The sequence below is a fragment of the Alteromonas sp. 4NS20-0143 genome, assembly GCF_057542855.1.
The window spans coordinates 122,448-137,013 of sequence record NZ_BAAJLR010000008.1; the positions used below are offsets into that span (position 1 = coordinate 122,448).

Consider the following 14,566-nt stretch of genomic DNA (forward strand, 5'->3'; position numbering starts at 1 on the left):
TAATGAAAGTTCGTGCATCAGTTAAAAAGATTTGCCGTAACTGTAAAGTTATCAAGCGCAACGGCGTTGTGCGTGTAATTTGTACAGAGCCAAAGCATAAGCAAAGGCAAGGTTAATCTAAGCGGTACAGAATACTTGCAAAGCTACTAAGCAGAATCCGGAGCATACTTATCGGGTTCTGCTAGTTTTGTTTATAGGTGTTTTGAACCTTTATTTGCAATTTGGTCGACGGATGAGTATCCTATCGGGCTTTTTAGGTCGTCGACAAATAAACAAGAGGAGTGCTGTTAATGGCCCGTATCGCTGGCATTAACATTCCTGAGCACAAGCATGCTGTAGTCGCTATCCAAGCGATTTATGGTGTAGGCCTCACACGTGCGAAAAGCATTTGTGCAGGTGCTGGTGTTGCAGAAGATACAAAAATCAAAGAGCTAGACGAAGCTACGATCGATAAGCTTCGTGACGAAGTGGCGAAATTTACTGTTGAAGGTGATTTACGTCGTGAAGTCTCTATGAGCATCAAACGTTTGATGGACCTGGGTTGCTTCCGTGGTATTCGCCACCGTCGTAGCTTGCCTCTACGTGGTCAGCGCACTAAAACTAATGCGCGTACCCGTAAAGGTCCTCGTAAGCCAATTAAGAAGTAAGCGGGGAGTAAGTTATGGCAAAAGCACCAGCTCGTAGTACGCGTAAGCGCGCTAAACGTCAGGTTGCAGACGGTATGGCTCATATCCATGCGTCTTTCAACAACACAATTGTGACTATTACAGACCGTCAAGGCAATGCACTAGCATGGGCGACATCTGGTGGTTCAGGTTTCCGTGGTTCACGTAAATCTACCCCATTTGCTGCGCAGGTAGCTGCTGAGCGTGCAGGTGTAGCTGCACAAGAATACGGTCTTAAGAACCTAGAAGTGTTCGTAAAAGGTCCAGGTCCAGGCCGTGAGTCTGCGATCCGTGCTCTTAACGCTACTGGTTATAAGATCACAAATATTACCGATGTGACACCTATTCCTCACAACGGTTGTCGTCCACCGAAAAAACGTCGCGTTTAATCGACGGACAGTTGGAGAAAGATCATGGCAAGATATTTGGGTCCAAAACTCAAACTTAGCCGTCGCGAAGGAACTGACTTGTTCCTTAAAAGCGGCGTTCGCGCAATCGATTCTAAATGTAAGATCGATACAGCGCCTGGTCAGCATGGTGCCCGTCGTGGCCGTTTGTCTGACTACGGTGTTCAGCTGCGTGAGAAACAAAAAGTTCGTCGTATGTTCGGCGTACTGGAAAAGCAATTCCGCAACTACTATAAAGAAGCTGCGCGTCTAAAAGGCAACACAGGTGAAAACTTGCTACAGCTTTTAGAGCAGCGTCTAGACAACGTGGTTTATCGTATGGGATTTGCTAGTACACGTGCTGAAGCACGTCAGCTAGTAAGCCACAAGGCGATCATGGTAAATGGTCAAGTTGTGAACATTCCATCGTTTAACGTTTCTGCCGAAGACGTGGTTTCTGTTCGTGAGAAAGCGAAAAAGCAAGCGCGTATCGTTGCTGCTTTAGAACTGGCTGACCAACGTGAGAAGCCAACCTGGATTGAAGTAGACAGCACGAAAATGGAAGGCACTTTCAAGCGCGTTCCAGAAAGAACTGATTTGTCTGCTGAAATTAACGAACAGTTGATCGTCGAACTTTACTCTAAGTAAAGCCAACTAAAGAGGAAGCATTGTGGGTTCTGTGACTGAATTCCTAAAACCGAGATTAGTAGAGATCGAAAACGTTTCTCCTACTCGTGCCAAAGTAACTTTGGAACCACTAGAGCGCGGCTTTGGCCACACTCTAGGTAACGCCCTACGTCGTATATTACTGTCATCTATGCCAGGATGTGCAGTTACCGAGGTAGAAATAGATGGCGTTCTTCACGAGTACAGCACCAAAGAAGGTGTACAAGAAGACGTTATCGAAATCTTGCTAAATCTTAAAGGTTTAGCGGTTCGCCTTGAAGGTAAAACTGAGGCAACCCTAACTCTAGTGAAATCTGGCGCTGGCCCTGTTGTTGCTGGTGATATTCAGCATGATGGCGACGTAGAAATTGTTAACCCTGACCACTTAATTTGTACTTTGACAGGCGAAGCTGAAATCAGCATGCGCGTTAAAGTAGAAATGGGTCGTGGTTATGTACCAGCTTCTACCCGTCGCTCCTCTGAAGAAGATGATCGTCCAATTGGTCGTTTGTTAGTTGATGCTTCATACAGCCCAGTAGAACGTATTGCGTACACTGTTGAGTCTGCCCGTGTTGAACAACGCACAGACTTAGACAAACTAATCATCGACATGGAAACTAACGGCACTTTAGATCCTGAAGAAGCGATCCGCCGTTCTGCTACCATTCTTGCTGAACAGCTTGATGCATTCGTAGACTTACGTGATGTATCTGAGCCGGAAGCGAAAGAAGAGAAGCCGGAATTCGATCCGATTCTACTTCGCCCAGTTGATGACCTAGAGTTAACAGTACGTTCTGCTAACTGCTTAAAAGCAGAAGCTATCCAGTACATTGGTGACCTGGTACAGCGCACTGAGGTTGAGCTACTTAAAACGCCTAACCTTGGTAAGAAATCGCTAACTGAAATCAAAGATGTTCTAGCATCTCGTGGTTTGTCTCTAGGCATGCGCCTAGAAAACTGGCCGCCAGAGAGCATCGCTGAAAAAGATTAATCAGGTTTTTATCAAACTGATTTGTAGAGAAGGATAAAACTATGCGCCATCGTAAGAGTGGTCGTCAGTTGAATCGCAACAGCAGCCATCGTCAAGCTATGTTCAAAAACATGGCCGGTTCTTTGGTCAAGCACGAAGTGATCAAAACTACGTTACCAAAAGCGAAAGAATTACGTCGCGTAATCGAGCCACTAATCACTATGGCTAAAGAAGACAGCGTTGCAAATCGCCGTCTAGCTTTTGCCCGTACAGGTGATAAAGAGGTCGTAGGTAAACTGTTTAACGAGCTTGGTCCTCGTTACGAAGCACGCCCAGGCGGTTACACTCGCATTTTAAAATGTGGTTTCCGTGCTGGCGACAATGCCCCAATGGCATATGTTGAGCTAGTTGACCGTCCAGTTGTTGAAGCTGAAGAAGAAGTAGTAGAAGCAACTGAAGAGTAAATATTACTCGAATAGAAAATGGGGCCAGAACGAAAGTTCTGACCCCATTTTTTTTTACCCAAAATAAATGGGGTCAGAACCACATTCTTGTCCGACTAACCACTAAGAGACCTACTAAATAGACAAGAGACCTACTAAATAGACAGGCATAAAATTTCACCTTTATTTCCAAATAAGACCTAACAAAACCCGACAGTCACAACAAGCATTCTGTAACAACTTCGAATACTCTTATTGTGACAGGCATAACACTCTTCCTCTCTAATACTCTTATTGTGACAGGCACAATAGACTATGTGACTGGCACAATAGCATTACCTGCTAGAAGGTTCGCAAAAGGTTATGAGCAGTATTGTGAGAAAGGCATGAAAAACATTAGTTTTTATACGCAGCTGTTGAGCTTTGAATATTGCAATAAGTGACTAAAACAATTATTCGAGATACAGCAACGCCTGACGGCGTTGTGTTTGGTTGTTTGCAGCATGATTCAACTGAAACTTGACAAAGCTCGTCCGCAACAAAAAGAGCCAAGGCTATTGGAAGATACACCATCCTCAATAGAAGCCACTTGCGCAAGCCATAAACTTAAAGGGCGATAGCAGCTGTCCCTGCAGTTAGCTAGCAATACAAACGCGACTTTTCCCATAATGTTTTGCTTGATAAAGGGCTTCATCTGCAGTCTTTATTAAGTCGTCAATAGTTTTCGTTCTACTACACCGTGTAATACCTGCGCTAAACGAAATCGTGATATCGATGGTTGTTAAAGCTTGAACAGCACTTAGAAGGTTGTTTACACATCTGTTTGCCTCAGACACTGACACGTTCTTAAGAAATAAAACAAATTCTTCGCCACCCCAACGAGCAATAATATCTTCTTCGCTCGTATTTTCTCTTAGTGCTTGGGTAAATGTTTTTAATACTGTATCACCCATGTTATGACCATAAATATCATTGATGTGTTTAAAGTCGTCCAAATCCAAAATAACTATGCAATGCTTGTCAGCATCGTTTGCTGCCAGTAGGGTGTTAGCTAAAAAGATGAATTTTGATCGGTTGTATGCACCGGTTAAATAGTCGGTTTCAGATAATCGTTTCGACTCCTGATGTTCAGCCCTTAATTGTTTAAAAGTCGTTTGGCGAGTACCTTCATAAAACCGAAACAAGAGTATTTGAACAATAGCCGCTTCTATTACGTTAAGAAGCGCGCCTTTCGATAGCGTAATGGGAACGCCACTTTCTAATTGGGTATAAACGAGGTAAATACACACACATAATGTAATAGAGGAAAGGAGAGTGCCGCCGGTGCGGCCAAGTAAGAAAAATGTAAAAGGTAAAATAATGGTTGCCCACACTAGCGAATAAGCACGACCTTCAACACTTATTAAATACATCAGCATGACAGTGGTTATCGATAGCGAAATGAGCCATGCGGTTAGCTTAATATTGCCTGTTTTTCTAAACGCCAAATACCCTGTGAGTGAAAGTACAAATCCTATACCGTCTATGAGTGCAAGTTGAATGGCATTAAACGCAAAAATATTAATTAACGATAGAAGTGGAAAAAGTAAACACGCTAGTAACAGCGTGTGCTGTATAAGTCTTACGCGCCAATAGTCTTCACTGAATTGGGTATAAGGAAACTCCTTATACCACCATGCCAAGCCATATGTCTTAAGGTTCATAGTCGCGACTGTTCACCGTTTAGTTCTAGATTAAATTTGTATGAATTCACAATCTGACGATAGCAACATAACACGGGCTTGATAATCAGAAATCAATGGAATCAGCCCAACATTTCCATCATAACTGGCTTGTACTTTGCATCCGTGAAATTTCAATGAAGTCAGCATAAAAATTTACTCGCTACATTAGCGCACTGTCAACATTTAACAAGGAAGCACATGTTATCAGTATCAGGCAAGTATCAATCTTTAGGGTTATCGACCTTTAGAAGCAACGCGGTGGCCACATCTCTAGAGCGCTTAAGTTCCGGGCTGCGTATAAACAGCGCTGCCGATGATAGCGCAGGTCTACAAATTTCAAATCGTCTATCATCCGAGCGAAACGCCTATACGCAGCTGAATCGAAACCTGAATGACGGTATAAGCTATGCGCAAGTAGCAGAAGGTGGGCTGCAGGAATCTGCCGCTATACTGCAGCGAATGCGGCAACTATCTATCCAATCTCAAAACGGCATTAACAGTAAAAGCGACAGAGCAGCCCTGGATAAAGAATTCCAAACACTTAAATTAGAGCTCAATGCTATTGCGTATGGTACGGAGGTCTTCAATCGACTGCCCCTAGTAGGTGATGCCAATCTGTTAAGTGATAATGTACCTTCATTAGGCGACAGATTCGCTCAGGGTGTAACGCAGTCTCTTCCTAGCGGCCTGCAATCCATAGCGTACATACCAGCCGGTTCGAGTAATGTTCAAGTGAATATAAACGACAACGGCGCAAACGATGATATACAAGTATTTACAACCAGCGGTAAACACCTTGCCGGTACGCCTATTACTAATGCAACGTGGAGTGCTGGTTCTAACAATATTTCTAACGTAGCCGATGTTGAATCTCGCTTCTTTTTGACATCAAACGGTTACAATTCAGATGCGAGCTATGATGATAGTGAATTACTTACTAGCGGTAGTGCTACGATTGATGGAAATGCAATTTCATTTAGCGGTGATCAAAATGGCGCAACACCGCCTAACCTAAACGAGTTTTTAACTATTTCAAGCAACTCACAATCACTCATCATTTCAGTAATCGGTAGTGGTGTTTTTAATGTTACCGCTACATGGGATTCACTAGGCAATGAGGATGAAAGAGCATTCAATTTAGGGCCAGCGGATATTACTGCCACGAACAAGCTCGGTAAGGGTACTGAATATATAGAAGTAACAAAAACCCCCGCCACGCTGGAAGACTTAAGTTTAGAGAGCACGTCTATCAGCAGTGAACAGAATGCTGAAGCAGCCCTTAGTCAAATTGATACCGCACTGAACATCGTGAGTGAAAGTCGTGCCTTTTATGGCGCAAAACTCAATCAAATGACATCAGCATTAAACGTAAACGCCATTGCTAATGAAAATATCAACGCTGCACGTTCACGAATTACCGATACCGATTTTGCAGCAGAGACAGCCTCACTCACACAAAGTCAAATTGTCGAACAAGCGAGTATTAGCGTGCGAGCACAGGCCCAGTCGAGCGAAAACCAAGTATTAGGCCTACTAAACGGCATTGCAGAACAAACAGCATAAATGGGGTCAGAACAACATTGTTGTTCCACTAACCACTCAGTCTGCGCCCTTTTTCTATCTTTAACAAAAACAGATAATAGAATACGCATAGTAATATTACTCGCTAGATGATTTAATATATGACCTTGCGACTTAGCATTTATAGAACAATTTTTATCATCCCAGTAAAGGAATAGAGACTCAGCAATGGCTAACCCAATTACCTGTTTTAAAGCCTACGACATTCGTGGCGAACTGAACTTACAATTAACCGAGGAAGTGGCTTACCGCATAGGTTATGCCTTCGCGGAAGAGCTAGATGCCAAAACTGTTGTAGTAGGTAGTGATGTTCGTCAAACTTCTACTCCACTTAAGCTGGCATTAACCGCCGGGCTTATAGATGCTGGCGCCAAGGTTACTGATATTGGTATGGCTGGTACAGAAGAAATTTACTTTGCCACTAAGCATCTTGGTGTAGATGGCGGTATTGAAGTTACAGCAAGTCACAACCCCATCAACTATAACGGCATGAAGCTTGTGAAGGCAGGCTCTATTCCTATTAGCGGTGATACCGGCCTCAATGCGATTAAAGAGCGTGCAGAGGAGCTTAGCGATAAATTTGTCAATGGTAGACTTAATCATTACGTTAATGGTCAGGCTATAGATGCTGATGCGTTTTTTAATGGTAAAGCGCATATTCAAAAAAGTTTGCTATCAAGCACTGGCCAATACGATGAAAGCTCTTGTATGAGCGATTACGTGGAGCACATGCTTTCTTACGTAAACCTAGATAACTTCACGCCTTTAAAGGTGGTAGTGAATGCCGGTAACGGCTCGGCAGGCCCTGCTTTGGATGCTATCGAAAAAGCGATGCTTACTAACAACGTACCTATCGAATTCATTAAGGTGCATCACAACGCTGACGGCACCTTCCCAAATGGCATTCCTAATCCACTGCTACCAGAAAACCGCGCTGATACTGCTGATGCAGTAAAAGCGTCAGGTGCCGATTTTGGTATTGCATGGGATGGCGACTTCGACCGTTGCTTCTTATTCGATGCAGACGGTGAATTTATTGAAGGCTATTACATTGTAGGGCTACTCGCAGAAGCCTTTATCGAAAAAAACACCGACAGCAAAATTATCTACGACCCGCGCGTTTATTGGAACACCGAAGACATCGTTGCTAACGCTGGCGGTACGCCCATAAAATCTAAAACTGGCCATGCGTTTATCAAAGAGCGTATGCGCAAAGAGGATGCAGTGTACGGCGGTGAAATGAGCGCCCACCATTACTTTCGAGACTTTGCCTATTGCGATTCAGGCATGATCCCTTGGTTGCTTATTGCTGAGCTTGTGTGCGTGAAAAAACAAACTCTAGCGAGCATGGTAAAAGAGCGTATAAAAGCATTTCCATCGTCGGGTGAAATTAACAGTAAGCTAAAAGATGCTGATGCAGCGCTAGAGCGAGTTACCAACAAATATCAACCGCTAGCGAGTGTGATTGATACTACCGATGGCCTAGGGCTTGAGTTCGGTACTTGGCGCTTTAATTTACGCAAGTCGAACACCGAGCCGGTAATTCGCTTAAATGTAGAAAGTAAGGGTGATATTCCTCTGATGGAAGAAAAAACCAAAGAGGTGCTTGCGCTCATTCGTGCTGAGTAATTGCACACCCAAGATCTCAACTTATATAAAAATGGGGTCAGAACTTTCGTTCTGACCCCATTTTTATTCCATTTTTGCTTGTCCCTAACATTTATCATTTGATAGCAATACAAACCTTTGTATACTACCAGCAATGATTTAATTTTAGGACGTGGGCATCGTACTCACACATAAAGGATCTTACAATGAAACCAGTAGTATTAGCTGGCGGCTCAGGTAGCCGTTTATGGCCAAAGTCGCGAGCAGCGCTTCCAAAGCAGTTTCTATCGCTTACTTCAGACAGCACTATGCTGCAAGACACAATAACTCGCTTAAAAGGCACTAAAGCTCAAAGCCCTATTTTCATTTGTAATGATGCGCACCGCTTTTTGGTTGCAGAACAACTTCGCCAAAAAGATATCCATCATGGTGGCATATTGCTTGAACCTGTTGGCAGAAATACCGCACCCGCTATTGCACTCGCCGCGCTGCACGCCACCATGAACGGTGAAGATCCAGTGTTACTAGTACTAGCAGCAGATCACCTTATTAAAAACGAACAAGCCTTCCATGGCGCTATCGAAAAAGCAGAAAAGCTGGCAGAAGATGGCAAGCTGGTTACCTTTGGCATAGTACCCGACCAACCGCACACCGGTTACGGCTACATTAAAGCGGGTAGCGAGCTTGGCGATGGGTTTGAAGTAGCAGAATTCGTTGAAAAGCCAGAACTAGCAACTGCAAAAGAATACGTAGATTCAGGTAGTTACTTTTGGAATAGCGGCATGTTTATGTTTAAGGCCAGCCGCTACTTGGAAGAGCTAGCTAAATATAACCCGGAAATGCTAGACGTATGTAAACGTGCTATCGATACTGAAACACCAGATTTAGACTTTATCCGCGTAGATCACGATATTTTTGCTACCTGCCCAGACGACTCTATCGACTACACCGTAATGGAACAAACCGACAGTGCAGCTATGGTGCCCCTAGATGCAGGTTGGAGCGATGTAGGCAGTTGGACTTCAATATGGGAAACGGCTGAGAAAGATGAAAACGGCAATGCCACCGTGGGTGATACTATTCTAGAAAACACCAAAAACAGCTATGTAAACGCAGAGCAGCGTTTAGTGTCTGTTATCGGGCTAGAAGATGTAATAGTAGTAGAAACCAAAGATGCCGTAATGGTTGCCCATAAAAACGACGCGCAAAGCATAAAAACTGTTGTAAACAAATTAAAAGCCGAAAAGCGCCCCGAGTTTGAATTCCATCGTGAAGTATTTCGCCCATGGGGAAGCTATGACTCTATCGACAGCGGTGCACGCTTCCAGGTAAAACGCATTACAGTTAAGCCGGGCGAAAAGCTATCAGTGCAAATGCACCATCACCGCGCAGAGCACTGGATTGTAGTCTCTGGCAGTGCCAACGTAACTATTGATGAAGAAACCCAGTTGGTCACTGAAAACGAATCAGTGTACATTCCCATTGGTGCGGTTCACGCCCTAGAAAACCCAGGTAAAATTCCACTAGAGCTGATTGAAGTTCAATCGGGTGCTTACTTAGGTGAAGACGACATTGTTCGTTTTTCTGATAGATATGGGCGTGTGGCAAAGTAGCTAAATCGCCAATTTCAATTAGTAAATGTGTTTAATAAGCCGGTAAGGTTACCGGCTTTTTTTCGCTCAAAGAAACCTATCTACCAACTCGTACTCGCTGGCCAACTCTTTTTCCAAATAGCGCAGTGAAGAAGGGAAGGTACTCGCACTATTACGCACGTTTTCCTGTGCTTCTTGCAATGGCCTACCGATAAAACGTTGAAGCCGCTTTAAGTCTTCAGTATTTTTTGAAACACTGCCCACAAAATCAAACTCATCAAGGGGTATTTGGTTAAAGTAATGGGCATACACGTTCAAACTTGTTTTAAATGTATTTTCTTTCAGCATGCGTTCGAATATAGCGGCCTTTTTATTCACGCCTTTATCAATATAGTTTTCTTTAATTACACGGTACTGAGGGCTTTGCTCTTTCACTGCTAAGTAATGCCCCAGTAACGACCAAGCCCGCTCTAATGGCTCGCGCACCCAAGTCACCATTTTTGCATTCGGAAACATAGCACGGTGTGCGCTGTGGGTAGGAAAGTGCCCAAACAGCACGCTACTTCGCAAGGGTACCCACACAGGCTTGCCAGCACCAAGTTCGCTGGCACCGGTATTGCGGTAAATACCAAAAACCGCTTGCTCTCCTAATGCTTGGGTAAAGCTTTGACGAAGTGAGCTTCCTGCTGTTTTGGGCACGTGATACACACACCACTCAATTTTTTCATTCGGCTTTTGCGTAGTTACCTTAAACGGTAACACTCGTTGCTCAATTTTTTGTGAAAGTGATAGCTGATACATTTTTAACTACGTGCATAGGTTACAAACCGCGATAAACAAAAACGTACACATACATGATGGTATGGCACTTACAGGGTGGTGATAATACATGCCCTTAACGAAAAAGTATAACCGCGCATACCCGAAGAATAGCAAAGCTTAAAAACTAAGCTTGCCGCATACGCAACCTATAATATTTGGTGTTTTATTACAGTTTAAATTGGGCTGTAAACTGGTTACACTATCGTAAATGTAATGGACGCATCAGTTCAGGGTAGTATCAGGAGACATCATGCCGCGCGCAGTTATTATATCTGTTGGAGAGCTTTCACTGCAGCCTATAAAGGCTTTGGTTAATCATAGCGGTGTTACCAACGCTACCCTAACCATAAACGATGCAGCGTACCTGCAAAACCTCAACGCGTTAACCAATCAACTTCCAGAGCAAGATAAGCAAGCGGAATGCGTGTTTGTTCAAACTGCTAACCACGTTTACCAGCAAGTAAAAGCCTTTAACGATGCAAAAACACTACTGGTGTACAGCTCGCCCGATGTGTATTTAACTCAGTACCTACGAGCGAATACCGATTCACCTAATGTTGAGCATGCACTTAAACAATGGGAAAGCGGGCTGCAGCAGGCAATCAACGTGTTTGAAAATAGCAGTGCAAATAGCAATGAAAGCAACGCAATAGCCCTGTGTTCACTCGACGACGTAATGGCGCACCCAGCTGTATTTTTGCAAACTATTTTTGATAAAGAATCGGAAGAAATCGCTACGCCCGCCCCAGACATCGTTCAACAAACTTTTTCATTATCAGCCGCAGCCGCACTAGTAGACAAAGACGAGCTTTACGAACTGTACGACAATGCATTGTCTGTAGGTCAGCTATTTGGCGATTTTGCAGTGCACCTAAGCCCAGACTCTGAAACCTTCAAGCATAAAAGTAATGTACTGGCGCAAGCTGGAAGAAACCTCAAACAAAACCAAGAGCAACTCACAGCATTGCGCAATGACATCGCCAATGTAAAAAACGCCTTAGCCACAAAAGAAGAGGTACTAACTCAGCAAAATGAAGCAAGTGCTCGGCTTTCTAAACAGCTAGAAGAAGAGCAAAAAGCATCTGCTGCCCATACTGAGCAAGTCAATAAATTAAAGGCATCACTACAGAATGCCCAGCAGCAAACACAACAAGTACAAAGTGAATTAGAAGAACGGAAGCATGCACTAAACGCTGCAAAACAGCAGGTGTCAGCAAAAGAAAGCGAGCTGGTACAGCTAAATGAAAAAACTGCCGAAACAGCAAATAAGCTAGATGCAGCAAACGCAAATTTAACAAAGAAAAACGAAGAATATAGTGCGCTAGCTGAGAAAAACGCCGAGTCGGAAGAGAAAGTAAATGCATTAAACGCCGAGTTAGATGAGCAAGCTCAAGCACTAAACACTGCAAAACAACAGGTGTCGGCAAAAGAAAGCGAACTGGCACAGCTAAATGAAAAAGCTGTCGAAACAGCAAATGAACTAAATACAGCAAACGCAAATTTAACAAAGAAAAACGAAGAATGTAGTGCGCTAGCTGAGAAAAATGCTGCATCGGAAGAAAAAGTAAATACATTAAATGCCGAGTTAGAAAAGCAAATTCAAGCTGCGGCCGATCTTGAACAAAAAAATAAGGCTATTCACAGTGAACTTACAACTGTGAAACAAGATTCCGAACTAGCGCAATTACAAATTACCCAGCTGCAAGAAGAGCTAGAAGCTGCCTCTAAAAAAGCGAGCAAATTAGCGGAAACAGAAACCGCACTAAACGCATCGAAAGAAAAGCAAGCAACAGCAGAGAAAAAACTAGCAGCAGCGAACGAAGAGCTTGAGCTTTCCGCAGTACAAATTACCCAGCTGCAAGAAGAGCGAGAAGCTGCCTCTAAAAAAGCGAGCAAATTAGCAGAAACAGAAACCGCACTAAACGCATCGAAAGAAAAGCAAGCAACCGCAGAGAAAAAACTAGCAGCAGCAAACGAAGAACTTAAGCTTTCTGCGCTGCAAATTGCCCAGCTGCAAGAAGAGCTAGAAGCTACCTCGCAAAAAGCGAGCAAATTAGCAGAAAAAGAAACCGCACTAAATGCATCGAAAGAAAAGCAAGCAGCCGCAGAGAAAAAACTAGCAGCAGCGAACGAAGAAGCTGCGCTATCTGCACTGCAAATTACAAAACTGCAAGAAGAGCTAGAAGTTACCTCGCAAAAAGCGAGTAAATTAGCAGAAACAGAAACTGCACTAAACTCATCGAAAGACAAGCAAGTAGCCGCAGAGAAAAAACTAGCAGCAGCAAACGAAGAAATTGAGCTTTCCGCGCTACAAATTACCCAGTTGCAAGAAGAGCTAGAAACTACCTTTAGTGAGCTTGAAGTGTTAAAGGCCAAACAGCGCGAGGATAACGCTACTTTTGAAGCCCAAGCTGCCCAGCTAATAGCGTCGGCCAGCTTAAAAGACGAGAACGCATTGCTGAATAAACAAATGGCACTTATTCAGAATGAGTTAGAAAAGGCAGTGACCGACAAAACAGCCTTAGCAAATGAGTTACAACAATTACAACAAGCGCAAGCCAGTAAGGTAACGAGTGACGTGGAAAGCGAAAATAAATTACAGCAGTCGGAGTTGGAGCTAGAGCTTGCCTCGCTGCAAATATCACAGCTTCAAGAAGAGTTAGAACACTACTACCTTGCACTACAAGAAAGCGAGCGTTCGTTAAATAAAGGACTAACACATAGCACTATGAGCAGTAATAAAATTCAAACTAAAGTTTTTGATAAAGTAACAGCGCAAGGCGTATCAGTTACTGGGCAATACGCCGAAGGCGATTATAAAGACATTCATTTATGCCTTCACAACGTGGTATTCCCAACGGGTAATGTAGTAGAAAATATACATGCAAAGCTGATAATGCTTTCTAATAATGTGGGTATTGAGTTTAGAGCCCAAGACAACGAAGGCCTGTTCAGAGAGCATGAAGATGCAACCGACGAATATGGCCCTTACTTGCGTTACTTTTTAAGCGCGCCAGAGAGTGCTCAAGCCCAACAGCAAAAAACAGTAGAACGTATTAATGCGTCAGAGCGTTTGCTTATAATGGGATGCGTTAACGCCATAGCGTTGCAGTTGCAAAACAACAATATCGAAACTGCTGTAAATGTAACCCCAGAAAGCTGGCGTGAGTGGCGTAAAGCATCATTGGCCTTTTCGCAGCATGTAGACAGCCTACCTAATTGGTTAAGCTTCGATAGCGTGCACTTGCGTGAAGAATATGTTGCCGACGGTTACGAGCATTTATGGCTGGTATTTACCGGCGTGTTATTAGGGAATGTATGGCGCAATAGCCTAGAACTTAAACTTTCCGCCAATGCAGTAGGCGCGGCGGATAATGGCGAGTTTAGTAACGCGCTTAGTATGGAGTTTAGAGAGCTAGACGATGGCAGTGCGCCCCTTATGGCATGGCCGCCAGAAGATGCTGATGAATACGGCCCTAAATTGAATGTGCGAATTGACAACCTGAGCGCATTAGCCGATTTTACTGTGCATGATATTCAGTTAATTACCCACCTAGTAAGCAACTTACCAAGTATTCTAGAAAAGCTGCACAGCACTGATAAAGATATGCAGCGGAACAAAAACGAATGGATATCGGCAGTAGCTACCTTACTTTTCACTGCAAAAGAAAAAGTAGAATTGCATAGTGAATCCGAAAGCCCTACTACTAGTATATCAGAAGCTCTTACATGCGACGAAGTAGTAAGCGCTGGAAGCTATCAACACATTGTGTTCTTACAAGAAGGTAACGAAACAAAAATAAAGCTACGTGCTGAAAACGTAAATCCCGATACCTTCGATGCAGAGGTATATCTTGAGCTACGAGATGGCACTAGCAACGTAATTTATAGCAGTTCAGAATTTTTTGGTGAAGACGATTACGGCCCCTGCGTAAAAATACCGGCGGAAACTTTAGAAGCGTTAAAAAATGAACAAGAAAATGAAGAGTTATTATGGGCAGTATCGGTATATAAAACCTTACCAGATGAGATTAGCGAATCCGCCAACGTAGACGAACTGGTAAAGCTGCTGTGGAAAAATATCCTGAACCGTAAAAACGAAAAGTAAC

12 protein-coding genes are annotated in these 14,566 nt (G+C 43.5%); 10 read left to right on the forward strand and 2 right to left on the reverse strand.

The window, feature by feature from the left end; all coding sequences use genetic code 11:
• The first annotated feature begins 2 nt into the window (after positions 1–2).
• The 6 genes from rpmJ to rplQ all read left to right on the forward strand — a co-directional run bounded on the left by rpmJ (position 3) and on the right by rplQ (position 3,151).
• Positions 3–116, forward strand: a complete 114-nt coding sequence (gene rpmJ / locus AC27HD_RS15595; RefSeq protein ID WP_013786217.1) for a 50S ribosomal protein L36 — start codon at positions 3–5, stop codon at positions 114–116.
• A gap of 174 nt (positions 117–290) precedes the next feature.
• Complete coding sequence (gene rpsM, locus AC27HD_RS15600) at positions 291–647, forward strand: 30S ribosomal protein S13 (RefSeq protein WP_032094885.1); 357 nt, start codon at positions 291–293, stop codon at positions 645–647.
• Between the two features lie 14 nt (positions 648–661).
• Complete coding sequence (gene rpsK, locus AC27HD_RS15605; protein WP_013786215.1) at positions 662–1,054, forward strand: 30S ribosomal protein S11; 393 nt, start codon at positions 662–664, stop codon at positions 1,052–1,054.
• Positions 1,055–1,078: 24 nt separating this feature from the next.
• The gene (gene rpsD / locus AC27HD_RS15610) at positions 1,079–1,699 is read left to right on the forward strand and encodes a 30S ribosomal protein S4 (RefSeq protein WP_032094884.1); all 621 of its coding nucleotides are present in this window, start codon (positions 1,079–1,081) and stop codon (positions 1,697–1,699) included.
• A gap of 19 nt (positions 1,700–1,718) precedes the next feature.
• Positions 1,719–2,708: a DNA-directed RNA polymerase subunit alpha gene (locus tag AC27HD_RS15615; RefSeq protein ID WP_032094883.1), complete on the forward strand. Its 990-nt coding sequence runs from the start codon at positions 1,719–1,721 to the stop codon at positions 2,706–2,708.
• Positions 2,709–2,749: 41 nt separating this feature from the next.
• Entirely contained in the window at positions 2,750–3,151 is a 402-nt protein-coding gene (gene rplQ, locus AC27HD_RS15620; protein ID WP_032094882.1) for a 50S ribosomal protein L17, read from the forward strand.
• Between the two features lie 614 nt (positions 3,152–3,765).
• Here the strand turns inward: rplQ and AC27HD_RS15625 are convergent.
• Complete coding sequence (locus AC27HD_RS15625; RefSeq protein ID WP_487106961.1) at positions 3,766–4,833, reverse strand: GGDEF domain-containing protein; 1,068 nt, start codon at positions 4,831–4,833, stop codon at positions 3,766–3,768.
• A gap of 219 nt (positions 4,834–5,052) precedes the next feature.
• Between AC27HD_RS15625 and AC27HD_RS15630 the strand changes: the two genes are divergently transcribed.
• The 3 genes from AC27HD_RS15630 (at position 5,053) to AC27HD_RS15640 (ending at position 9,656) form a co-directional block, all read left to right on the forward strand.
• Entirely contained in the window at positions 5,053–6,417 is a 1,365-nt protein-coding gene (locus AC27HD_RS15630; RefSeq protein ID WP_487106963.1) for a flagellin N-terminal helical domain-containing protein, read from the forward strand.
• A gap of 186 nt (positions 6,418–6,603) precedes the next feature.
• Positions 6,604–8,064 carry a phosphohexomutase domain-containing protein gene (locus AC27HD_RS15635; RefSeq protein ID WP_487106965.1) on the forward strand — a complete coding sequence of 487 codons (1,461 nt, stop codon included), beginning with the start codon at positions 6,604–6,606 and terminating at the stop codon, positions 8,062–8,064.
• Between the two features lie 185 nt (positions 8,065–8,249).
• Positions 8,250–9,656 (forward strand): mannose-1-phosphate guanylyltransferase/mannose-6-phosphate isomerase, encoded by a 1,407-nt coding sequence (locus AC27HD_RS15640; protein WP_487106967.1) that lies wholly within the window; start codon positions 8,250–8,252, stop codon positions 9,654–9,656.
• Between the two features lie 66 nt (positions 9,657–9,722).
• Here AC27HD_RS15640 and AC27HD_RS15645 read toward each other — a convergent pair whose 3' ends face one another.
• On the reverse strand, positions 9,723–10,436 hold the full coding sequence (locus AC27HD_RS15645) for a hypothetical protein (RefSeq protein WP_487106969.1): 714 nt from the start codon (positions 10,434–10,436) through the stop codon (positions 9,723–9,725).
• Between the two features lie 271 nt (positions 10,437–10,707).
• Here AC27HD_RS15645 and AC27HD_RS15650 point away from each other — a divergent pair, with 271 nt between their 5' ends.
• Positions 10,708–14,565, forward strand: a complete 3,858-nt coding sequence (locus AC27HD_RS15650) for a coiled-coil domain-containing protein (RefSeq protein WP_487106971.1) — start codon at positions 10,708–10,710, stop codon at positions 14,563–14,565.
• Position 14,566: the final 1 nt, after the last annotated feature.